Raw genomic sequence first — 23016 nt, forward strand, 5'->3', positions numbered from 1 at the left:
AACTAGGGATAGTGCGGTGGTGTTGATATCAGCCTGCAGGCTGGGCATAGCCCCGACCCAGGTGTCAAAGGCGGCTCGTCGTGCTTTCGCGCGGGCTATGGCGTGTGGGTTATTCGGGTTAGTAGTCGAGAAGAAGAAGGTTGGTGGGCGTGTGGCAGTGGTCATGGGTATCTCCCCCGAGATAAACATGTGTTAGAAGAAGTGTTCTAACCATGATTCTAGTACCACACACCCCGTATGGCCATAGCCTGCGTTGAATTCGTGTCAAGTCGTTACTATAAACGGGGGTATCCACCATGTGTTAGCCAGCACATTCGATGGCGAGATGTTGGATTCTTTGCCTGTGCAAGAGCGCAAAACGCCCCCTCCGTCCGTCAGTGACAGCGCGAAGGGGGCGTGGGTGGGGGATCTACTTGGCGTCGGAAAGCGCGTAGGCAGCGCCGGCGCTCGCGGCAGTGACGGTCAGGACTGCCGGCCAGGAGCCCATTTTCTTAGCCAGCGGGTGGGAGAGGCCAAAAGCGCCGGTGTACAGAGCCGCCAGGCCAACGGTAGTGGCCGGGTTCGTCTTAGCCCACCAGCTGCGGCCCGCCCACACGCCAGCGGCGGCGAGCACCACGCCGCCAAGCGGGCGAATGCCAGTCTCCCGGGCGGTGAGCCAGCCGCCGATAAGTCCCAGCGTGACGGTCGCTGCCGTCGATACGTCCTGCGGTTTCTTGATATCAATCATTCCCATGCGCCTCAGTTTAGGCCGCGTGAGCGTGCGGTGGCTAGACTTCGCTGCATGAAACTCGCAGGAACGCCGCCGTCGGAGAAGCAAGGGTGGCTCGCCATGGCCGCGCTATCACTGGGCTTTTTCATGTCCTTGCTCGACCAATCGATGATTGCCGTCGCGCTTCCCGACGTCCGCCGTGAGTTCCACGCCGATGTCAACCAGGTGCTGTGGGTTTCCGCCATCTATTTGCTCGCCGTGGTCGTGCCGCTGTTGTTTACCGGCCGCCTCGGCGATATCTACGGCCAGAAGAAAATGTTCCAGCTGGGCGTCGGGCTCTTTGGCATCGGCGCGCTGTTGTGCGCGTTAGCGCCCTCGGTGGAGTTTCTTATTGCAGCAAGAGCCTTGCAAGGTTTCGGCGCGTCGATTCAAATGCCGCAGACTATGGCCGTCATCAACCGTATTTTCGCGCGGGAGCGGCGCGGCCGTGCGCTCGGCGTCTGGGGAGTGGTTGGGTCTTTGGCCACACTTGCCGGACCGCTCTTGGGAGGCTTCGTCGTCGCTGCATTTGGCTGGCAGGCTGTTTTCTGGATTCATATTCCTTTTGTTGTCGCCGCAATCGTCTTATCCGGCCTGTGGGTGCCTTCCTTGCCGACGGCGACGGGGAAGATTGACTTCCTCTCAGTGGGGGCGTCGTTTATCGCGTTAACGTGCTTCGTCTTCGCAGTGCAACAGGGCCCAGAGACGGGTTGGCCGTGGTGGATTTGGGTCCTGCTCCTTGCTGGTGTGCTCGGCATGTATATTTTCGTGCGCCTGCAATCGGCCCGGGGGATGGCGGCGCTCGTCCCGCTCGTGCTGTTTAAGGACCGCAACTACTCCGCTGGTTCGGTAGCCATCGTGTCCATGGGCTTCATGGCGGCGTCGATGATGATTCCCATCATGATGTGGCTGCAGGTCGAGCAGGACATGTCGGCGCGGGATGCCGGGCTCATCGTTACACCTATGGCGCTGGTCTCCCTGTGCGTGTCGCCTTTAGCGGGCATTCTGGCGGATAAGCTGCACCCACGACGTCTGGCAGTCGCGGGCTTCGGGATCCTGATTGCGACCTTCCTCGCACTGTGGTTCCTCATGCAGGCCGAAGTGTCGGCCTGGTGGTTGTGCCTGCCCTGCGCGGCGCTGGGGGCGGGACAGTCCTTCATCTGGGGCTCTAATGCCGCGACGACGATGCGCGATATTGATGCAGATCTCATGGGCGCGGCATCCGGCGTCTATAACACGTCCAGGCAGGTGGGGTCGGTCATTGGAGTAGCCGCCGTGTCAGCGGTTATGCAGGTAGCGGGGGCCGCGGATTCCCTCGTGGTCATTGTCGCGATGCTTTCAGCAGGGTGCGTGGCGTCCCTCTTCTTCCGCGACACCCTGCATGCGGTAGCGGAAACTGCGAGGCTATAGGGAAGCGAGTAGATTGGATGTCATGCGTCTTGCTGTACTGACATCCGGTGGTGATTGCCCCGGTCTGAATGCTGTTATCCGCGCGGTCGTTCGTACCGCATCCAACGAGTTCGGCGATACGGTCGTCGGCTACGAGGACGGCTGGGTTGGTCTGATGGAAGACCGCCGCCGTGACCTTTATGACGACGCAGAGATCGACCGCATCCTCCTGCGCGGTGGAACCATCCTTGGCACCGGCCGCCTCCACCCAGATAAATTCAAGGCTGGGTTGGACACCATCAAGGCCAACATGGCTGATGCTGAGGTCGATGCGCTCATCGCCATTGGCGGTGAAGGAACGCTGAAGGGCGCTAAGTGGCTCTCCGATAACGGTATCCCGGTCGTGGGCGTGCCAAAGACCATCGATAATGACGTCAACGCTACCGACTACACCTTCGGTTTCGACACCGCAGTATCCGTGGCGACTGACGCGATCGACCGCCTCCACACCACCGCTGAATCCCACGACCGCATCCTCATCGTCGAGGTTATGGGCCGCCACGTTGGCTGGATCGCGCTGCACGCAGGCATGGCCGGCGGCGCGCACTACACGGTGATCCCTGAGGTCCCATTCGATATCGCAGATATCACCAAGGCGATGGAACGCCGCTTCCAGATGGGTGAGAAGTACGGCATCGTTTGCGTCGCTGAGGGCGCGCTGCCGAAGGAAGGCACCATGGACTTCGAAGAAGGCGGTGTGGACCAGTTCGGCCACCAGACCTTCAACGGAATTGGCCAGGTCATCGGTGATGAGATCAAGAAGCGCACCGGCTACGACGTGCGCACCACCGTACTCGGCCACATCCAGCGCGGCGGTACGCCGACGGCCTATGACCGCGTGCTGGCCACTCGCTACGGCACCCATGCCGCCCGTGCTGCGCACAACGGCCAGTCCGGCATGTGTGTGGCTCTCCATGGCGAGAACATTGAACTCGTGCCTCTCGAGGACGCAGTGGGCAAGCTGAAGGTGGTTCCGGCCAAGCGTTATGCCAACGCACAGGCCCTGTTTGGCTAAACACCACCGTTAGCTCATCCATAGTTTCTAAAGGTAGCGATGACAAGCGTATTAGCTTATCTGGCTGAGCAGCCGGTCCTCTTGGTGTTTCTGCTCATAGGTGTCGGCATGGCACTCGGCGGCATCAAGACGCGGGGCATCAGCTTGGGCGCGGCGGCCGTGCTTTTTCTCGGCATCGCCTTCTCGGCAGCCGCATCAGCTGCCGGGGTAGAGGCCTCCGTTCCTCCCATCTTGGGCATGTTCGGCCTGGTGCTTTTTGCCTTCGGCATTGGCAATAACTCCGGTGTGTCCTTCTTCAAGTCGCTGAAGACGGCCACGGGGCCGGTGCTCTCCATGATCGGGGTTTTCGTCGTTGCCGCCCTTGCTGCCTGGGGTCTGGGCACGTATGTTTTTGGGCTGTCGAATGCCACCATCGCTGGTACTTTCGCCGGTGCGGTGACGAATACCCCGGCGTTGGCGGCGGCGTCGGAAGCCACGGGCGATCCGGGCTCGGCTACGGTGGGCTACGCGGTGGCTTACCTGTTCGGTGTCATCGGCATGCTCGGTGCGACGGTGCTCGTGCTTCGCGACGCCGGCAATGACGACGACACCCTGTCACCCGTCACGCGCCAGCACATGCAGATTCAACGCGAGATCTCAGTCGCGGAGATCGCTGATATTGGCAATGGGGAAGTGCAGGTAACACGCCTGCGCCGCGTGGGCAGCAACCTTATCGTTTTGCCGAAATTCTTCGACGTGCTGCACCCCGGTGACGTGGTCACGCTCGTTGGTGCCCCGGAGGACCTGGACAACATCATCGAGCGAGCCGGGCGCGAGTCCCCGCAGATCCTCAATGATGACCGCCACGAGTTGGACTTTCGCCGCATCACTATTTCCGAGCACAGCTTGGCGGGCCTGACCATCGCGGAGCTCAATAACCAGCTGGCGGATCGCTGGGGCGCGCGTATCTCGCGAGTACGTCGCGCCGATAATGATCAGGTCGCTATCCCAGAACACATCGTGGAGCTCGGCGACCGCGTGCGCGTCGTCGGTTCCAAGAAGTCCCTGCGGGAGATTTCCACTTTTCTTGGTGATTCCTCGCAAGGCCTGACAGATATCAACCCGGTGTCTTTGGGCCTCGGCATGGCCCTCGGCGTTTTCGTGGGCCACCTCGAAATCCCGCTTCCAGGCGGCTCTTCCTTTAGCCTCGGCGCTGCCGCTGGCGTCCTCATCGTGGCGTTGATCATGGCGCGTATCGGGCGCATCGGCAATACCGTCACCGCACTGCCGCACTCGGCCAACACAATCCTCTCCGAACTCGGACTGCTGCTCTTCTTGGCCCAGGCCGGAACGAATGCGGGCGGGGAAATCGCCGGTGCCTTTACGGGTGGAGCCTGGTGGAAGATTCTCCTGCTCGGCATGATCATCACGACGCTGGTGGCGACCGGATTCGCACTCGTCATGCGCCGCTTCCTGCGCGTCGGTGCCACGAAGACCGCGGGTGCTATGGCGGGCGCGCAAACCCAGCCGGCCGTGCTCGCTTTCGTGAACAATCGGACGAACACTGACCAGCGCGTCGCCTTGGGCTATGCCATGGTGTATCCGGCGGCGATGATAGCCAAGATTCTCATTACGCACGGCATCACCTTGTTGGGTTAGGCGGTTGCGCACGGTGTCGCGCTGACATACTAAGATGGCACGCATGACTGCTGCGATGTATGACCTGATGGACTATGACGAGGTCCTTGAAAAGTTCGAACCCGTTATGGGCATGGAAGTTCACGTGGAGCTCAACACGGAGACCAAGATGTTCTCCACCTCGCCCACGAACTTCAACGCAGCCCCCAACTCCAACGTGGACCCGGTGTCCCTCGGTTTGCCAGGCGCTTTGCCGGTGGTCAACTCCAAGGGCGTGGAAGGCGCCATCAAGATCGGCCTGGCGCTGAACTGCAAGATTGCGGAATCTTCGCGTTTCGCCCGCAAGAACTACTTCTACCCGGACCAGCCGAAGAACTACCAGATCTCCCAGTACGATGAGCCGATTGCCTACGACGGCTACCTCGACGTCGTCCTCGACGACGGCACTGAGTGGCGCGTTGAGATTGAGCGCGCTCACATGGAGGAGGACACCGGCAAGCTGACCCACCTGGGTGGTGCCGATGGCCGCATTCACGGCGCAACGACCTCGCTGGTGGACTGCAACCGTGCCGGCATCCCGCTAATCGAGATTGTGACCAAGCCGATCATTGGTGCTGGCGAGCGCGCCCCCGAGGTCGCCCGCGCCTATGTTTCTGCTCTGCGTGAGCTCGTCGCGGCACTGGGCGTGTCCGATGCCCGCATGGATCAAGGCTCGATGCGCGTGGATTCCAACGTTTCGCTGCGCCCGGTGGGCCAGGAGGAGTACGGCACCCGTACCGAAACCAAGAACATCAACTCCCTGCGCTCGGTGGAGCAGGCGGTGCGCTTTGAGATGCAGCGCCAGGCGCAGGTGCTTGTCGACGGCGGCGAGATCGTCCAGGAAACCCGCCATTACCAGGAAACGGATGGTTCGACTTCCAAGGGCCGTCCGAAGGAAACCGCCGAGGACTACCGTTACTTCAACGACCCGGACCTGCCGCCGGTGATTGTCTCCCGCGAGTGGGTCGAGGAAATCCGTCAGACCCTGCCGGAGATGCCGTGGATTCGCCGCGCCCGCATCCAGGAGGAGTGGGGCCTCAAGGACGAGGAGATGCGTGATTTGGTCAACGCTGGCGCGCTTGATCTCATCATCGAAACCGTGGAAGCCGGCACCACCCCGGACGAGGCCCGCTCCTGGTGGGTGTCCTACCTGACCGGTAAGGCCAATGAGGCTGGCGTTGAACTGAGCACTCTCGGCATTACCCCGGCGCAGGTCGCTCGCGTTGTTGAGCTGGTCAAGGAAGGCAAGCTGACCACCAAGCTGGCTCGCCAGGCGGTCGACGGCGTGCTGGCCGGTGAGGGTGACGTCGACGAGGTCGTCGCCAAGCGCGGGCTCGAGGTCGTGCGCGATGATGGCGCGATCGAGAAGGCCGTCGATGATGCCCTGGCCGCTAACCCGGACATCGTGGAGAAGTACAAGGCCGGCAACAAGAAGGTCACCGGTGCCATCGTGGGTGCGGTCATGAAGGCCACCCAGGGTAAGGCTGACCCAGGACAGGTCAACAAGCTGATTGCGAAGAAGCTCTCCTAGTCGGTAGAGATTTCCATTAGGCGAGGTCAGGCGGCTGCGGGGTACCGTGGTCGCCATGACTATTTCTACTAAAGCACTGCAGAAGACCGGTCCGAACGAGCCCTTCGAAGTCGTGACCATCCAGCGCCGCGAGCCGCGCGCCGATGACGTTGTCATCGACATCAAAGCAGCAGGCATCTGCCACTCGGATATCCACACCATCCGCAACGAGTGGGGCGAGGCGCACTTTCCGCTGACCGTTGGCCACGAGATCGCCGGCGTGGTCTCCGCCGTGGGGGAGGAGGTCACTAAGTTCAAGGTGGGGGACCGCGTCGGCGTGGGCTGCCTGGTGAATTCCTGCGGTGAGTGCGAGCAGTGCGAGGCAGGGATGGAGCAGAACTGCCTCAAGGGCGGTGTGGGAACCTATAACTCCACGGATGTCGATGGCACGATTACCCAAGGTGGCTACGCTGAAAAGATCGTGGTGAATCAAGACTTCGTGCTGCGCATCCCGGATTCCCTTGATTTTGACGTGGCAGCACCCCTTCTCTGCGCTGGCATCACTACGTACTCTCCGCTGGCACGTTGGAACGTCAAGGAAGGACAGAAGGTAGCCGTCGTGGGCTTGGGCGGCTTGGGGCACATGGGCGTGCAGATTGCTGCCGCAAAGGGCGCGGATGTCACGGTCATCTCGCGCACCTCGCGCAAGGCAGAGGAGGCCGCGAAGCTGGGGGCGAGCCGTACCCTGGCCACCACCGAAGAGGAAGACTTCTTCCGGAACCACCGCGGCGAATTTGACCTTATCCTGTCGACCATCTCCGCCGAGTATGACCTCGAAGATTACCTGCGCCTCCTCAAGCCGCGCGGCATTATGTCGGTGGTCGGCCTACCGCCGGAAGCACTGCCGCTGCGCCTTAACCGTCTGGTCGGCGGCGGCAAGGTGCTGACCGGCAACAATATTGGTGGCATCGCGGAAACCCAGGAGATGCTGGACTTCTGCGCCGAGCATGGCCTGGGCGCGGTGATCGAAAAGGTGGGCGTCGACGAGGTAGACGCGGCCTATGAGCGCGTCGTCGCGGGTGATGTGAAATTCCGTTTCGTCATCGATACCGCGACGTTTGCCGAGCACTAAGAGGTGAGCCGGCTCATGCTTGAGCGGTTGTAGGAGCAATCTCTCCACAGCCGCACACATGTTTTCCTATCAGGTTGGCGTAAGGTAGAACCTATGTAACGCCATGCTTGTGCCAAAGTATGGCGCGTTTTTATGCACTAGCCACTAAGCATAAAAAGAAGAAATTAGAAAACAGATAGGAAAACGTGTCTTATAAAAACGTCGTGGGCATCGCTTTGTCCTTCATTGGCTTGCTCGTGGGTGCGGGCTTTGCCACGGGACAGGAAGTTGTCCAGTACTTTACGTCCTTTGGTATTCCGGGCATGTGGGGAATCCTGGTAGCCGGCTTGGTCATGACCCTCGCTGGCACGGTGTTCCTTCAGCTGGGAAGCTACTTCCACGCCAGCGAACACAACCAAGTGTTCCGGAACATTACCCACCCGATCATTTCGCGCATTCTGGATGTCGCGGTGATCCTCACGCTCTTTGCGGTGGGCTTTGTCATGCTGGCTGGCGCCGGATCTAACATGCAGCAGCAGTTCGGCTGGCCGGCCTGGGTGGGTTCCCTGCTCATGCTCGTCCTGGTTCTTATCACGGGCATGTTCGACGTCGATAAGGTCTCCCAGGTCATCGGTCTCCTGACGCCGACCATCATCATTGCGGTACTCTTCGCCGGCACCTACACGCTGCTGCACATGCCGGACAACGTCGATGCGGCGATTGCCGCCTCCGAGGCGATTGAATCCCCAATCCCGCACTGGCTCATCTCCGCGCTGAACTACAACGGCCTGGCCCTCATCCTGGCGGTATCGATGTCCCTGGTGATCGGCGGCGATAACATCAGCCCGCGCGAGGCAGGCGTCGGCGGCATCGTGGGTGGCGCGGTCTACGCGGTGCTCATGGCCATCGCCGGTTTCTCGCTGCTGATGAACGCGGAGAACGTCGGCGATTCCGATATCCCGATGCTGACCCTGGTGGACAATATCCACCCGACACTCGGCGTCATCATGGCCATCATCATTTACCTGATGATCTTCAATACCGCCATCGGCATGTTCTATGCGCTCGGCAAGCGCCTGTCTTCCGGTAACGAGTCCAAGTACCGCATCATCTTTATCGCCGGCTGCCTCGCTGGCTTCGCCGTCTCCTTCGCCGGCTTCAAGGCTCTGATGCAGTACGTCTACCCGGTCCTGGGCTATATGGGCATTGTGCTCGTGGCCATCTTGGTGATTGGGTGGCTGCGCTCCCTGGGCAAGATTAAGGACGAGGGCCTGCGCCGTGAGCGCATCCGCGCCCTGCTGCACCTCAAGCTGCACCCCGACACAGAGTACGACGCAGCGCGTTATGACGATGAAATCGGCCAGCAGATCGCTGACTCCAACATGGACGATGAAGCCCTCTTCGAGGATCTCGTCTCCGATGTGGTGGAGGAGCTGGACTCGGATGAAGAGCTCGACTTCGACAAGGAAAAGTGGGAGGAAAACCGCAACGACCACTCCTACTACACCGAGCGCGAGGCTGTGGAGCAAGATCGCACCGACGAAGAAATCAAGGCCTGGGTCGAGGAAACCGGCGCGGTGGGAGACCCCGCCGAAGACGAAGAGCTCCCTGAAGAATCAAAGAAGAACTAGAGAAGCAGGAGCTTCGCCGTCAGCGCAAGCATGACGCAGCCGATGACGATGTTGACTACGCGCCACGTCGTCGGCTTGGCCAGCACGTGGGAGAGCTTGTAGGCACCAAAGCCGAGGGAGGGGAACCACACGGCGCTGGCCAGAATCGCACCGCCGGCGAAGACCCAGCGCTGGTCGCCATATTGGTTGGCAATGGAGCCCAGCATGACCAGCGCGTCGACGTAGGCCAGGGGATTAAGCCACGTCAGCGCCAACGCACCGAGGACGGGTTTGACCCAGGATTTTGAGCGCACGCGGGGGCGGATCTTCGTAAGCACTGAGTTCCCCGGTGCTCCCGAGCTGCCCGAGTTCTCTTCAACGACCTGCGCCACTGGTGCGGTTTCCTCAATGACCAGTGATTCCTGTTGCTTCTTAAACGCATCGCGGAAGCACGTGAACCCAAAGTAGATGAGGTAAGCCGCGCCCAAGTACTTGACCACGATGAGCGCGGTGGGGAAGCGTTCGACGAGGACGCCGACGCCGGCGGTGCCGCCGGTGATCAGGATGACGTCGGAAAGCAAGCATGCCAACAGGATAGGGCCGACATGATCGCGTTTAATGCCCATCTTGATGATGTAAGCATTCTGCGGTCCGATGGCAATGATGAGGGACAAACCCAGCGCAAATCCTGCGAGCAAAACTGACATGGCTTCTAGTGTGCGTATAACGGCATATGAAGTCCAGTTAAATATTCTACAGCTGGTTTAAAATAGCTTCATGAACCCGCTCCATACTGAAACTCTGCTGGCCATCATCGATGAAGGCTCCTTCGAGGGCGCTGCGGCTGTGTTGGGAATCACTCCTTCGGCCGTGAGTCAGCGCATCAAGGCGCTGGAAGTATCGACTGGTCGAATCCTTCTGCGCCGCGAAACTCCCGTCACCGTGACCGAGGCAGGGGAGATCGTCGCCCAAGCCGCGCGGCGCATGGCTCTGGTCCAAGCCGAGGCGGATGCGCGGCTTACTGAGCGGTTGTCCCGTGTGCCACTGACCGTTGCTATCAACTCGGATTCCCTGGCCACGTGGTTCAGACCTGTAATCCAGCGCACCGCCGAGCGCGGTGAAGCGGCGCTGCGCATTCGCATCGAGGATGAGGCCCGCACTCTCGCGATGTTGCGCCGGGGTGATGTGCTGGGCGCGGTCACGCGCGAGCAAACCCCAGTCTCCGGTTGTGAATCTACATACCTCGGCACCATGCGCTACTTTGCCGTCGCCGCACCCAGCCTGGCGGAGGGCTTTGAAGATTGGGAGACCCTGCCCATCGTGGGCTTCGGGCCGAACGACGCGACTTTGGACGACGCCATGCGCGAGCGTTTCATCGACTCCCATGTCCTGCGCGCGCGGGTCTCACAGATTCCTTCCTCGGAGAGTTATGTCGAAGCAGTGCGCTACGGCCTGGGCTGGGGGCTTGTGGCGCGGCTACAGGCCCAGCCCCTGCTGGAGACGGGTGAGCTGGTGCTTCTCGACGACTTCCCGCTCGACATCGACCTCTATTGGCAACGCTGGCGGCTGGAGTCGGAGGTGCTCGCGGACCTCACGGCAGATGTCTTAGACGCAGGCCGTGCGGTTTTAGCTTCGCGCCGCGCCGATAAAGATGCACCATAAGGGCGCTGTGCTGCCTTAAGTTGGAGGCATGAGCGATAAAACTCCTGATAAAGCCACCGACTTTGATGACGATATCCCGACCTACACGGGGAAAGACTCCGTGAAGGACAGCACGCCTGAGGCAGAAGCTGTAGAAGCTGCCGATAAGCCGAAGAAGAGTAGCCTCTTCCAGCGCCCCGGCCGCGCCGAGCCGCAGGTGATTAAGCCGAAGAAGGCTGAGGAGCCTGCTGTTGAGGCAGAGCCTGAAGCCAAAACCGAAACCTTTGAGAGCGCCACCCGCGAGTCCTTGTCTTTCGACAGCGCTGCAGCAGAAACCGAGACCACTGCCTTCCCGCGCGCGGAGGCCATGGCCGAGTCTGATGCGCAGACAACCGCTATGCCGGTATCGGCAACCGCAACTGAGTCCGCGGCAACTGAGACCTACGAGGAAGTGCCAAGCACGGTTGCCGTTGCCGACCCCGCTGTGGACTCCGAGGTAGCAGCGGTGGAGGAGAAGCCGGAGCCAGCACGCCGCGGCACCATTGACTTCGGTCTGCTCTTCGTGCGCTTGGCGCTCAGCGTTTACCTGCTCGTGGCGGGTGCCTCGACCTTCTTCAAGCTCGGCGGCAACGAGGGCCTATCTGGTTTGGAGAACGAGTTCGGCGAGTACACCATGGCGGCGGCCTTGGCCATCGGCGTGCCCACCGTCCAGCTCATCGCTGGCGCCTTCCTGCTGCTGGGTCTGGTGACACCGCTGGCGGCCATGTTCGGCCTTATCGTCACTGGTTTCTCCGCTATCCACGGCCTCAACGCCTCCGGTGCAGGGTTGGATGTCTTCGCGTGGAATGAGAGCGTCTGGCTGGGCCTCGTCCTCTTCGTTATCGCGGTGGCCCTGCAGTTCACCGGTCCGGGATTCATCTCTCTGGACTTTAACCGCTCGTGGACTCGCCGCCCATTGGCAACGTCCTGGATTTTCGTCGTCATTGGCGTGGCCGCGCTCGTTGCCATCTGGTGGTTTGGCGCGGGCGTTAACCCGCTGAACTAGGCGCTGTTAGCACGTTTCTACGCTCCCAGCCTGCAGTTATGGGGTAGCCGTTGTTGTTTTCCATTATGTAAAGTAAGTTGTTTTCTGTAGTGAAAAACAATGACTTTGGTGCCGCAGGAGGGGAGCTTTAGTTTTGCCGAATCAGAATGTTCTGGACGCACTCGCATTTGAGGAGCAACAACGGTTGGCCGCGGCCAAACGGCCACCCGTCTGGCTGAGCCTGCTCGCAGCGGCGGCGTACGGTGCGTGGTTTGCTTACATGTGGATCAAAGTTGACGTCCATCCGCTCGTCCTCGTCGGCGGACTTCTTCTTGTGCTCGGGTTATTGGTGAGCCTTGCCTTCTTTTACCGCACGGGGGTGAGGGATTCGATGCGCCAGAAGGTTGATCCGCACGCCTCCCGGAGCGTGACCTGGCGCTTCTACGCAGGATTGGGATTTATGATTCTGCCGTCGCTCTTCAATCCCTTCGTCGAAGGACACGTTATTCCCTCATGCATTGCAAGTGTGCTGTGCGCCTTGGCGGTCTTGTGGACACTACATACTGGTGCGCTGGATCGGAGGCCGCGATGAGTGAACTTGACCCGGTAATCCACCCGCTCAATCGCTTTAAGATTTGCGCCACACTTAATGCCTTCGGAGCCACGCAGGGCGGGGAGGTAAACCGAGAGATGAAGTTCGCCATGTTGCGCGCTCGCACGGAGCTTTCCGATGCCTCCCTGTCCAAGCAGCTCGGAGCTCTGGAAAAAGCCGGCTACGTGACTCGCTTCCGCGAGTACGGCACCAGCCGTGCGAAGGACTCGGTGTGGGTCGCATTGACTGAGCAAGGCAAGATTGCCTTCGACGGCCACTTGGCAGCACTCAAGGAATTAGCTGAGGGTTGAGTTGGGTGCATAGTACGGCCTCGCTGAGGTGCCCTTGTTGCCAAAGTTTTCCCGCCCGCCGCAGGCGGTTTCAAGTGGTGGATGCATCACTTGAATAGTTCTTGGATTCTCTCTTCTGGTGTGTACCAGTTGAGGACTTCTCTGGGGCGCCCGTTGAGTAGGTCTTGAATGTGTTGAACGCCTTTTGAAGCGTCAGGGTACTAAAGTCGCTTCCTTTGGGTAGGAAGTCTCGGACTAGCCCGTTGGTGTTTTCGTTGGTAGGACGCTGCCAGGGTGAGTGTGGATCGCAGAAGTAGACTGCGAGCCCACGTTCGATGCTCAGCCTGTCTACTTGGGCTAGTTCCACACCTTGGTCCCAGGTCAGTGTTTTGGTGTTGTTGCGTATTTTTCCGGTAAACATCTCGATTAACTTATCGACAGTCGTGGCGGAATCATGCACATCAAGCAGCGAGCCCATACGACTACTTGTTCAAGCCGGTTAGAGTCCAAGCACTACCCGGATTATCCAGAGAAAAACTGAGAGCAACTGTCGTTGACTCCATGATTAAAGAAGGCGGACTTGATGGAGAACACAGATCGAGAGCCTGTCGAGAGAACCTCACCCATTGTTCGCTGTCGCCCTTTCCTCTAAGAAAGAGGAAGTTTGCCTCTTCGGTGAAGCCGTGTTCTGGAACAGGGGGATCATCAACCACAAGTGTTTCTTTGACTGTTTGATACGGAGTGTATGGGCACACGAGCGAAAACTCAGTCCACTCTGGTCCGTAGAGTTCCTCCAGTGTGATGGACTCAGTAACGGGGATTGCATGTCCCGATCGTTCTAGGGACGCGAGATGAGAAGCCAATGGGTCATTAAAACTACAAGAGGAGAGTGATAGGGAGACAATACTAGTGAACCCTATCCGTGCCATCATGCGTCTCATTAACATAACCTCCTTCTCGTGCCTATCCTAGGAAAGTGTAGATAGCAGTCCAATCCTTGCCCAGAGGGCGCACTGGTTCAGAGCAGCAGCTTCGTCGCCACTACTTGCGAAAGCAGATCCAAGAAATCGACCTTGGGCATTGTTATACAGGTCCATGCGGGTCTGATCCGCTGGCCCTTGAGCGACAGTTTCGTGGTTAGTAGCAATGCGTTCAGCTGCATCTGCACCGATTCTCATCGTCATCAGGGCATTCCACGAGCAGTGCCGAAAAGCATCGCCCTTTCCATTGCGGAGTGATGTGGCGCCAGGAAACCGGTTCTGCGCTTCCGTACTCGCGGTTGTGGCTGCCTGATTGGCGATGCCGCATGATACTACATCGACCAGCGCGATGCAGGACAGCATTTCAAGGCCCTGGATATATATCCGGTAGGGGTCCGACTGGGTGGTCGCAAAAGGCGCTACCTGAGGATTGATGTCAGTGACCCTGGCACGTTCAACTGCAGCAATGATTGCGCGTTGTTCATTAGCTGACAGGGATGCGAAGTAACCGTACGGGTCGGCGGACTCGTTCATCACCTTGATCTCGTCTTGAACATTCATGATGTCCTCATCTGTGACATCACTGGTGTCTACGCGAATTTCAGCGTCTAAGTCAATTGTTGATGCGGGCAAGGGGGTAAGATTCCCCAGGTTTTGGGCAGCAGCACTTGGTGGAATGATTAAACCAAATGCGAGAACTGCTGCTGTAGATAAAGCCATGATGAATCTTGTGGCGCGATTGCGCATAAGACTCCTGTAAATTTCGTGAAAACGATTATCCGTGACGAGGGAAACACGCATATTAGGTGCTCCTTACCCAGAGTAACAGATAATTCCTATTAGGAAACTAACAGTTGTAAAATCACCCCTAATTAGGTGTATATCCCCTGCCAATTTATCGATCACAGCTCCACACAGAAGTAACGAAGTACTACTAGTAACGCTCGTAGATTGAAGTGCCCCGAGTTTTGTTCCTAGGGGGGCAGGGCTCAGCAGCCAAGGGGAAGGTGACCACTTCGTGTTCAACTCCTCGATGACAAAGGCCCGCAACTGCGGGTTGGTATCGAGTTTACGGGGTTTAGGCCTGGCTAAACGGTCTACAGCCCGCTTTTGCGCCACGAGGGCATCGTAGCCATGCTCAGTCATCCCCCGGGCGATTTCCCTGCTAATCGTCGACTGATTCCGGCCAAGGTGGGCTGCAATCTCACGGTGAGTAAGACCCTGATCAAGCAGATAGGCTATCGCTATTCGGTCATGGCGGATAAGACGCTTTCCGCGTCCTACCTTCGATTCGGATTCAGTGGGATGATCATTGAGTACCCAACGCCCATACATGCGATTATGGTGCCACGTTTTCACCGTGGCAGTGCAGCGATCAACAACCTGGCCGGCCTGTTTATAGCTTTTGCCAGCATCCACAAGTTTCAAAGCTTGGGCAATGCGATCCCGCTCGTGTTGTATGGCTCCACCGCGACTGGTATTGGCGAGTTCGATACCGTCTTGCGCAAGGTATCGGTAAGCGGTCTGTGGGAAACCTGTCTCTTTCAGTGCACTATGCGCAGACCGACCGCTTTCTACAATAGCAATGATCTTTTGGTATTGATCTTTGTACTTATCCTCATTCAGGCTCCGACGGCGCTTGCCACGGCTAAGGCCCTCAGCCTGGCGCCACACCTTCGCCGTAGCCTTCGAGCCCCCCAACTCCTTGAGGATCACCGACATCGGACGCGCATCATGCAGATACGCCTGCACATACCGCTCACGTAGCTTTCTATCGCCTAACATCTACACAACCTCCTAGCTGTATAGATGTATTCACCACCTGAGCCCGCCGCAGGCGCGGCGAACAACTTTGGCAGAACAGGCAGTTTTGCGTTTCGGGGCTTAGTTGGTTTGGGCCGCAGCGAGCTCAGTATGTGGCTTGTCGGATTGAGTGCCTCGAGCCTTGAGGCAGATGGCGTAGAGAATCCAGCTGAGTAGTGCCAGCCACACGAAGTCATCGACCAAGAACTTCTGGTACAGCGGCATCGCGTGGACATCGATGCTGTCACCAAACCACCACTTCGGCGGAACGGTCAGCAGCATGCCCACCCAAGCGGCGAGTACAGCCAGCAGGCTGCCGGCGACCCAGGTGGAATTGCGCCAGGACCAGGCGCGGTAGACCAGAACCGGCACGATGAGCGACAGCCACACCCAGTGGTGCGACCACGAAACAGGCGAGATGAGCAGCATGATGGTGGCGGTGGTGAGGTGGGCATCGACAAGCAGGCTTCGCCGCATTTGCGCCAGGATGAGTGCCGAGCCAACACCGATGATCACGAGCGCCGCGACCAGCCATAGCACATTAATAAGCGTGCCGTGGTTGTCCATGGCCTCCTGGGAGGTAAAGAGGCGCTGGATAACGCCCTTGAGCGAAGAGTTGGATTGATAGTCCGTGGCCACGCCGAAGTCCGCGCCCTTGCCCATATCGAGAAGCTTCGAGGTGAAGAATTCAACGAAAGCCTCCCAACGGTAGGCGGCGGCCAGCAAGGTGGCCAAGACAGCGGAGACGAAGGCGGTGAGAATTGGCTTCCATTCGCGGCGCAACAGGAAATACAGCAGCATGGCCAACGGGGTAATTTTGATGGCCGCCGCGAGACCTATCAGCCAGCCTTGTGGAAGCTTCCGCTTGCGGGGAACCAGATCGAAGATGACCAGCGCCATGATGACAATGTTGATTTGCGCAAAGCCGTTGTTGAGGCGGATGGGCTCAAAGAACATGGCCGCGGCCCACGCGATCGCCACGGTGGGCCACAGGTTCGGTACCTTTAGCGCGCGGAAGATAGCGTAGAGGCAAGCGAAGACTAGGGCGTCCGAGAGGACGATCATGATATCGCCTGCCAGGGAGTCACTCATCCACTCAAAGGCAGTCAGCGGCACCATGACGAGCGCGCCGAAGGGTGGATAGATGAAGGGGAGCGTCAAATCCCCGGCGTACATCGGCTCCGAATAGACCGAGCGCCCCTCCATGAAGGCGCGCACGCCCTCGCGGTAAATGATCATGTCCACTGGGAAGTCCGTGTGGAGGATGTGACGGATGACGCCTACCAGGCCCACGATAAGCCCGGCGGCGGTCAGGAGTGTGCGCCTTGCGGCGTTAGTGGCGAATTTCATCGCCCCATACTCTAATTGACGTAGCCATCCACCACGCGCACCGCACCGCGGTCTGCAGAGGTGGCCATGTTGGCGTAGGCGCGCAGAGCCTTGGTGACCGGGCGGTTGCGGTCCTTTGGCGTCCAGGGCTTCTCACGCTGCTCCTCGGTGGCGCGGCGGCGTTCCAGCACGTCTTCGTCCACGTCGAGGGTGAGCTGGCGCTCGCGGATGTTGATGGTGATGGGGTCACCGTTTTCCACTAGGCCGATGAGGCCGCCGTGGGCAGCCTCGGGGGAGATGTGTCCGATGGACAGGCCGGAGGTACCGCCGGAGAAGCGGCCATCGGTAATCAAGGCGCAGGCCTTGCCCAGGCCGGAGCCCTTGAGGAAGGAGGTTGGGTGCAGCATCTCCTGCATGCCGGGACCGCCCGCGGGGCCCTCGTAACGGATGACGATGACATCGCCAGGCTGGACTTCCTTTTTAAGGATGATGGATACGGCCTCTTCCTGGGATTCCACCACGCGAGCTGGGCCGGTAAAGGTCCACAGTTCCTCTTCAACACCGGCGGCCTTGACGATGGCCCCGTTGGGAGCGAGGTTGCCGCGCAGGACGACCAGGCCACCGTCGGAGGAGAAGGCATGCTCGGCGTCGTGGATGCAGCCATTGGCAGCGTCGGTGTCGAGCTCATCCCATCGGTTGGATTGGCTGAATGGCTCGGTGGTGCGTACACCGCCGGGTGCGGCGTGGAAAAGTTCGAGAGCGGCCTCCGTGGCCTTGCCGCCGCGGATATCCCAATCATCAAGCCATTCCTCGGCGTTGTCGTAGAGCGCGGTGTGGACCTTGAGGTTCAAGTGGCCCGCGCGGCGCAACTCGCCCAAGATAGCGGGGATGCCCCCGGCGCGGTGCACGTCCTCGATGTGGTAGGTGCCGTTGGGCGCCACCTTGGACAGGCAGGGCACGCGGTAGGAGATCTCGTTGATGTCCTCGAGCGTGAAGTCCACCTCGCCCTCCTGCGCGGCGGCCAGCGTGTGGAGGATGGTGTTGGTGGAACCACCCATAGCCATGTCCAAAGCCATGGCATTGCTGAAGGCTTCCTTGGTGGCGATGGAGCGCGGGAGGACAGCGTCATCTTCGTCGCCGTAGTAGCGCTGGCACATCTCGACGATGGTGCGGCCAGCCTGTTCGAAGAGATCGCGGCGGGCGCTGTGGGTAGCCAGCGTGGTGCCATTGCCTGGAAGGGCCAAACCGAGCGCCTCGGTGAGGCAGTTCATGGAGTTGGCGGTGAACATGCCGGAGCAGGAACCACAGGTGGGGCAGGCGGATTCCTCCACCTGAGCCAGGCCCTCATCGGAGACGGCATCGCTGGCCGACGCCGTGATGGCCGTAATCAGATCCGTCGGCGCGTGCGCCACACCGTCGACGACGACGGCCTTGCCGGCTTCCATCGGGCCGCCAGACACGAAGATGGTAGGGATGTTGAGACGCAGCGCGGCATTCAACATGCCCGGGGTGATCTTGTCGCAATTGGAGATGCACACCAAGGCGTCGGCAGTGTGCGCGTTGACCATGTACTCGATGGAATCGGAGATGATCTCCCGCGAGGGCAGGGAGTAGAGCATGCCGCTATGGCCCATGGCAATGCCATCGTCAACAGCGATGGTGTTGAATTCCTTGGGCACGCCGCCGGCTTCGCGCACGGCGTCGGCCACGATGTCGCCGACGTTCTTGAGATGGACGTGGCCGGGAACGAACTGGGTAAAGGAGTTGGCGATGGCAACGATCGGCTTGCCAAAGTCGCTCTCCTTGGAGCCGGTAGCGCGCCACAGTGCGCGTGCACCGGATGCCTGGCGGCCAACGGTGGTGACTTTAGAGCGGAGAGGGTACACGGTTAATCCTTCAGTTCGGGGTGTTTCTTGAGGTACTCGGCGTATTCCTCCTTGGTAAGGAGGATCTGCTGGCCATCGCGGTGGACGATGACGACCTTGTCATCGGCGGCTTCGCGGCCAGCGGTCAGGGCGTCGGGGATGCGGCCGTTGGAAGCGGCGGCAAGGCGGGGGAGGGAGTTAAAAGTCACGCCCGGCAGGTTGAGGTTGTCGCCGCTGGTGGTGCGAGCGTAGGCCTTCGAGCGCTGGAATCCGATGCCTTTAAAGTCCTTCCACGCGATGTCCTTGGGGCCGCGGAAGCCATAAGTGATGTGGATGCCTTTCGCGTCCACGGTGGTGCGGGCACGCAGGACCCACCAGATGGCCAACACCGGGAAGATGAGGATCCAGAAGAGGTATTTCGGGGCCCAGCCAATGCTGAGGAAAGCGATGGCGGCGAGGATGCCGATGCCGAGGAGGTGTTCGCGGGTGGGCTTGAACGTTTCGGCCGCGGGGTGTTCGGCACGAGTTGATGCGTTCTGCGGGTGTGAGGACGTCATAGTGGGTCATCGTAATTGACAGCGTGGCGCGGTGGCGAACCGCCCCACCTGTGCAATCTCGCAAAATGAGAAAAAGATCCCAAAAATGGGGGTAAATGCCTGCGGTGGCGTTTCTATCAGTGTACAGTTTAGCCCATGATCATTATTCGACTTCACCTCGTTGTAGTACCCGGGCGGCGCGAGCCGTAGCGAGTCCACTAGTGACGTCGACCAGCAAGCGCCCCCGTTACCTTCACACCCAGGAAGGACAGCGGGGGCGTTATTAGTTGGATGATCTCTCCGATATCCATCCCCACTGAAGGAGCACAACAACCGTGACAGCTTCCACTCCGCCACAGCGGGCGCCCGAGCGCATCACGGGCGCACACGCCATTGTCCGTACCCTCGAAGATTTGGGCACCGAGCTTGTCTTCGGCATTCCGGGCGGCGCCGTGCTTCCGCTGTACGACGCCCTCTTTGAATCCACGAAGCTGCGCCACGTGCTCACCCGCCACGAGCAGGGGGCCGGCCACGCCGCCGAAGGTTATGCCCAGGCATCCGGAAAGGTGGGCGTCATGATTGCCACCTCCGGTCCGGGTGCTACCAACCTGGTGACCCCGCTGGCGGACGCCAACCTGGACTCCGTGCCGGTCGTGGCCATCACCGGTCAGGTGGGCAGCTCCTTGCTGGGCACCGACGCCTTCCAGGAGGCCGATATCCGCGGTGTGACCATGCCGATTACGAAGCACAACTTCATCGTCACCAAGGCAGAGGACATCCCGGGGGCTATTGCTGCCGCGTTCCACCTGGCGTCCACCGGACGGCCGGGCCCGGTCCTCGTGGATATCCCGAAGGATGTCCAGAACGCCCTGATGGAGTACTCCGGCCCAGTCATGCCGGACCTGCCGGGGTATAAGCCCACCACGACCCCGCACCCGCGCCAGATCACGCAGGCTGTTCAGCGTATTGCCCGCGCGGAGCGCCCGGTGCTCTACGTTGGCGGCGGCGTCATTAAGGCGGAGGCTTCCCGCGAGCTGCGCGAGTTTGCTGAGCTGACCGGCATCCCGGTGGTCACCACCCTCATGGCGCTCGGCGCCTTCCCGGATAATCACCCGCAGCACATGGGCATGCCCGGCATGCACGGCACGGTGCCGGCGGTGGCGGCGCTGCAGCGCGCGGACCTTATCATCGCCGTGGGCGCGCGCTTCGATGACCGCGTGACCGGTGATACCGATACCTTTGCTCCGCACGCCGAGGTCATCCACGCCGACATCGACCCGGCCGAGATCGGCAAGATCCGTGAGGTAGCTGTTCCCATCGTGGGTGATGCGCGCGAGGTGCTCCTTCGTCTGACCAAGGCTTATGCCAATGACGCGGAGTTGGATACCCCGAACCTCGGTGACTGGATGGAGTACCTGGGAGATTTGCAGCGCCGCTACCCGCGCGGTTTCGAGCCGACGTCGGACGGGCTGCTCAATCCGCAGGAGGTCATCCAGCAGCTCAGCTCCATGGTGGGGCCGGAGGCTATCTACTGCGCGGGCGTCGGCCAGCACCAGATGTGGTCGGCACAGTTCCTCGACTTCGAGCACCCGCGCAGCTGGATCAACTCCGGCGGTGCCGGCACGATGGGCTACGCAGTACCCGCAGCGCTGGGCGCTAAGGCCGCATGCCCGGAGCGTGAGGTTTGGGCGATTGACGGCGATGGCTGCTTCCAGATGACCAACCAAGAGCTCACCACCGCCGCGGTGGAGGGATTCCCCATCAAGGTGGCTGTCATTAATAACGGAAACCTGGGCATGGTGCGCCAGTGGCAGACGCTCTTCTATGAGAACAAGTACTCCCATACCAAGCTGCGTGAGCACGATGAGTACGTCCCGGACTTCGTCAAGCTCAGCGAGGCCCTGGGGTGCGAGTCCATTCGCGTCACCACGGCAGAAGAGATTGGCCCCGCGATTGAGCGCGCGCGCTCAATCAATGACCGCCCGGTGGTCATTGATTTCATCGTGGGCCAGGATGCCCAGGTGTGGCCGATGATTGGTGGCGGCGCCTCCAATGAGGAAATTCAGTACGCCCTGGGCCTGCGCCCGCTGTTTGATGAAAACGAGTCCGCGGCCGAGGATCCGGCCGACATTCACGAATCCCTCGAGGAGGCCTAAGAACAATGGCTAAAGACGACATCACCCGACACATCCTGTCCGTGCGGGTCCAGGACATTGAGGGCATCATCTCCCGCGTGACCGGTATGTTTACCCGCCGCGGCTACAACCTCATCTCGCTGGTCTCCGCGCGGACCGAAACCGAGGGGATCAACCGCCTGACCATCGTTGTGGACGCCTCCGAGGTTGTCATCGAGCAGGTGACGAAGCAGCTCAACAAGATTGTTCCGGTGCTCAAGGTGGTGGAGCTGGAGGAAGAAAACACCATTGCCCGCGCCATCATGCTGGTCAAGGTGGCCGCGGATAACTCGAACCGCCCCCAGGTGGTCGACGCGGTGAACATCTTCCGCGCCCGCATCGTGGACGTATCGCCGGAGTCCGTGGTGGTGGAGGCCACCGGTACGCCGGGCAAGCTGCAGGCGCTTCTCGACGTCCTCGAGCCCTTCGGTATCCGTGAGCTGGTGCAGTCCGGAAACGTCGCGCTGGGGCGTGGCCCGAAGGCGATGGCACCGAGCAAATAAATAATCTCACATTGTGGGCATCGTGTCCCAAAATGTGATACAAATTCAGTAGACCACGTCACTATTCACTGAGTAGTGACGACGAACCACAGAGAGAAGGAACAACAACATGGCTATTGAGACTCTGTACGATTCCGATGCCGACCTGTCCATCATCCAGGGCCGCAAGGTCGCCATCATTGGCTATGGCTCCCAGGGCCACGCCCACGCAATGAACCTGCGTGACTCTGGCGTTGAGGTGGCGATCGGCCTGCGCGAGGGTTCCAAGTCCCGCGAGAAGGCGGAAGAGACTGGCTTTAAGGTCCTGAGCAACGCTGAGGCGTCCAAGTGGGCTGACGTTATCATGCTGCTGGCCCCGGATACGTCCCAGGCGACCATCTTCACCGAGGACATTGAGCCAAACCTGGAGGACGGCAACGCTCTGTTCTTCGGCCACGGCCTCAACATTCACTTCGAACTGATCAAGCCGGCGGAGAACATCACCATCGGTATGGTTGCGCCGAAGGGTCCGGGCCACCTGGTCCGCCGCCAGTTCGTCGACGGCAAGGGCGTGCCCTGCCTGATCGCTACCCAGCAGGATCCGAAGGGCGAGGGCCGCGAGCTGACACTGTCTTATGCCGCGGCCATCGGCGGCGCCCGCGCCGGCGTTATCCCGACCACCTTCGAAGCCGAGACCGTCACCGACCTCTTCGGTGAGCAGGCCGTTCTGTGCGGTGGTACCGAGGAGCTCGTGAAGGTCGGTTTCGAGGTGCTGGTGGAAGCCGGTTACGAGCCGGAGATGGCCTACTTCGAGTGCCTGCACGAGCTGAAGCTCATCGTTGACCTCATGTTCGAGGGCGGCATCAAGAACATGAACTACTCGGTCTCCGATACCGCAGAGTTCGGCGGCTACATCTCTGGTCCTCGCGTCATCGACGCTGACACCAAGCAGCGCATGAAGGACATCCTGTCCGACATTCAGGACGGAACCTTCACCAAGCGCCTGATCGCCAACGTTGAGGGCGGCAACAAGGAGCTGGAGGAGCTGCGCGCCAGCTACAACGATCACGAGATCGAGAAGACCGGTGAGAAGCTGCGCGATCTCATGAGCTGGGTCAAAAACCCACTGGATGCAACGGCATAAATCGCACTGGATCTGAGTAATCCCGCTGGCCACCGGCTGGCGGGATTTTTCGTTACT

The 23016-nt window shown here is 60.1% G+C and carries 22 protein-coding genes; 14 read left to right on the forward strand and 8 right to left on the reverse strand.

Annotation, left to right across the window (positions count from 1 at the left end; all coding sequences use genetic code 11):
• Positions 1-409: 409 nt before the first annotated feature.
• Entirely contained in the window at positions 410-733 is a 324-nt protein-coding gene (locus tag HMPREF3009_RS07580; RefSeq protein ID WP_070511621.1) for a hypothetical protein, read from the reverse strand.
• 48 nt (positions 734-781) lie between these two features.
• On the opposite strand from HMPREF3009_RS07580, the gene HMPREF3009_RS07585 reads away from it, so the two are divergent.
• From HMPREF3009_RS07585 to HMPREF3009_RS07610, 6 genes are all read left to right on the forward strand, one after another.
• Complete coding sequence (locus HMPREF3009_RS07585) at positions 782-2158, forward strand: MFS transporter (RefSeq protein ID WP_070681103.1); 1377 nt, start codon at positions 782-784, stop codon at positions 2156-2158.
• A gap of 22 nt (positions 2159-2180) precedes the next feature.
• Positions 2181-3212 carry a 6-phosphofructokinase gene (locus HMPREF3009_RS07590; protein WP_070511628.1) on the forward strand — a complete coding sequence of 344 codons (1032 nt, stop codon included), beginning with the start codon at positions 2181-2183 and terminating at the stop codon, positions 3210-3212.
• A gap of 39 nt (positions 3213-3251) precedes the next feature.
• Positions 3252-4850, forward strand: coding sequence for an aspartate:alanine exchanger family transporter (locus tag HMPREF3009_RS07595; protein WP_046648095.1), 1599 nt, complete (start codon positions 3252-3254; stop codon positions 4848-4850).
• Between the two features lie 43 nt (positions 4851-4893).
• Entirely contained in the window at positions 4894-6399 is a 1506-nt protein-coding gene (gatB, locus tag HMPREF3009_RS07600) for an Asp-tRNA(Asn)/Glu-tRNA(Gln) amidotransferase subunit GatB (protein WP_070681105.1), read from the forward strand.
• 55 nt (positions 6400-6454) lie between these two features.
• The gene (locus HMPREF3009_RS07605) at positions 6455-7510 is read left to right on the forward strand and encodes an NAD(P)-dependent alcohol dehydrogenase (protein WP_070681108.1); all 1056 of its coding nucleotides are present in this window, start codon (positions 6455-6457) and stop codon (positions 7508-7510) included.
• 185 nt (positions 7511-7695) lie between these two features.
• Entirely contained in the window at positions 7696-9120 is a 1425-nt protein-coding gene (locus tag HMPREF3009_RS07610) for a YkvI family membrane protein (protein WP_070681111.1), read from the forward strand.
• Here the strand turns inward: HMPREF3009_RS07610 and HMPREF3009_RS07615 are convergent.
• Positions 9117-9806: a LysE/ArgO family amino acid transporter gene (locus HMPREF3009_RS07615; protein WP_070681114.1), complete on the reverse strand. Its 690-nt coding sequence runs from the start codon at positions 9804-9806 to the stop codon at positions 9117-9119. The two genes, HMPREF3009_RS07610 and HMPREF3009_RS07615, sit on opposite strands and share 4 nt — an antisense overlap.
• 70 nt (positions 9807-9876) lie before the next feature.
• On the opposite strand from HMPREF3009_RS07615, the gene HMPREF3009_RS07620 reads away from it, so the two are divergent.
• The 4 genes from HMPREF3009_RS07620 (at position 9877) to HMPREF3009_RS07635 (ending at position 12667) form a co-directional block, all read left to right on the forward strand.
• Entirely contained in the window at positions 9877-10761 is an 885-nt protein-coding gene (locus tag HMPREF3009_RS07620) for a LysR family transcriptional regulator ArgP (RefSeq protein ID WP_070681119.1), read from the forward strand.
• 28 nt (positions 10762-10789) lie between these two features.
• Positions 10790-11785, forward strand: a complete 996-nt coding sequence (locus HMPREF3009_RS07625) for a DoxX family protein (RefSeq protein WP_070528634.1) — start codon at positions 10790-10792, stop codon at positions 11783-11785.
• A gap of 133 nt (positions 11786-11918) precedes the next feature.
• On the forward strand, positions 11919-12356 hold the full coding sequence (locus tag HMPREF3009_RS07630; protein WP_049157207.1) for a hypothetical protein: 438 nt from the start codon (positions 11919-11921) through the stop codon (positions 12354-12356).
• The gene (locus tag HMPREF3009_RS07635; RefSeq protein WP_049157204.1) at positions 12353-12667 is read left to right on the forward strand and encodes a transcriptional regulator; all 315 of its coding nucleotides are present in this window, start codon (positions 12353-12355) and stop codon (positions 12665-12667) included. Before HMPREF3009_RS07630 ends, HMPREF3009_RS07635 begins: the two co-directional genes overlap by 4 nt.
• 70 nt (positions 12668-12737) lie before the next feature.
• Here HMPREF3009_RS07635 and HMPREF3009_RS07640 read toward each other — a convergent pair whose 3' ends face one another.
• From HMPREF3009_RS07640 to HMPREF3009_RS13975, 3 genes are all read right to left on the reverse strand, one after another.
• Complete coding sequence (locus HMPREF3009_RS07640; protein ID WP_070511640.1) at positions 12738-13124, reverse strand: IS30 family transposase; 387 nt, start codon at positions 13122-13124, stop codon at positions 12738-12740.
• 490 nt (positions 13125-13614) lie between these two features.
• On the reverse strand, positions 13615-14427 hold the full coding sequence (locus HMPREF3009_RS13780; RefSeq protein WP_232761016.1) for a DUF6973 domain-containing protein: 813 nt from the start codon (positions 14425-14427) through the stop codon (positions 13615-13617).
• 12 nt (positions 14428-14439) lie between these two features.
• Positions 14440-14874, reverse strand: coding sequence for a helix-turn-helix domain-containing protein (locus tag HMPREF3009_RS13975; protein WP_366095180.1), 435 nt, complete (start codon positions 14872-14874; stop codon positions 14440-14442).
• Here HMPREF3009_RS13975 and HMPREF3009_RS13785 point away from each other — a divergent pair.
• Positions 14761-15393: a hypothetical protein gene (locus HMPREF3009_RS13785; protein WP_232761018.1), complete on the forward strand. Its 633-nt coding sequence runs from the start codon at positions 14761-14763 to the stop codon at positions 15391-15393. The two genes, HMPREF3009_RS13975 and HMPREF3009_RS13785, sit on opposite strands and share 114 nt — an antisense overlap.
• A 117-nt stretch (positions 15394-15510) precedes the next feature.
• On the opposite strand, the gene HMPREF3009_RS07655 is transcribed toward HMPREF3009_RS13785, so the two are convergent.
• Genes HMPREF3009_RS07655 through HMPREF3009_RS07665 form a run of 3 tightly spaced genes read right to left on the reverse strand, consistent with a single transcriptional unit; the run spans position 15511 to position 19180 of the window.
• A complete protein-coding gene (locus tag HMPREF3009_RS07655) occupies positions 15511-16779 on the reverse strand; it encodes a glycosyltransferase 87 family protein (RefSeq protein WP_070528626.1) in 1269 nt (422 codons plus the stop codon).
• An 11-nt stretch (positions 16780-16790) separates the two neighbouring features.
• Positions 16791-18644 carry a dihydroxy-acid dehydratase gene (ilvD, locus tag HMPREF3009_RS07660; protein ID WP_070681122.1) on the reverse strand — a complete coding sequence of 618 codons (1854 nt, stop codon included), beginning with the start codon at positions 18642-18644 and terminating at the stop codon, positions 16791-16793.
• A gap of 2 nt (positions 18645-18646) precedes the next feature.
• On the reverse strand, positions 18647-19180 hold the full coding sequence (locus tag HMPREF3009_RS07665; RefSeq protein ID WP_070681125.1) for a PH domain-containing protein: 534 nt from the start codon (positions 19178-19180) through the stop codon (positions 18647-18649).
• Positions 19181-19494: 314 nt separating this feature from the next.
• Between HMPREF3009_RS07665 and HMPREF3009_RS07670 the strand changes: the two genes are divergently transcribed.
• The 3 genes from HMPREF3009_RS07670 to ilvC all read left to right on the forward strand — a co-directional run bounded on the left by HMPREF3009_RS07670 (position 19495) and on the right by ilvC (position 22959).
• Positions 19495-21315, forward strand: a complete 1821-nt coding sequence (locus HMPREF3009_RS07670) for an acetolactate synthase large subunit (RefSeq protein ID WP_070681128.1) — start codon at positions 19495-19497, stop codon at positions 21313-21315.
• 5 nt (positions 21316-21320) lie between these two features.
• Positions 21321-21836, forward strand: coding sequence for an acetolactate synthase small subunit (ilvN, locus tag HMPREF3009_RS07675; protein WP_010186907.1), 516 nt, complete (start codon positions 21321-21323; stop codon positions 21834-21836).
• Positions 21837-21945: 109 nt separating this feature from the next.
• Positions 21946-22959, forward strand: coding sequence for a ketol-acid reductoisomerase (gene ilvC / locus HMPREF3009_RS07680; protein ID WP_070681131.1), 1014 nt, complete (start codon positions 21946-21948; stop codon positions 22957-22959).
• Positions 22960-23016 lie beyond the last annotated feature (57 nt).

This window comes from Corynebacterium sp. HMSC034H07 (genome assembly GCF_001815175.1).
Classification (GTDB): Bacteria; Actinomycetota; Actinomycetes; order Mycobacteriales; family Mycobacteriaceae; genus Corynebacterium; species Corynebacterium hiratae.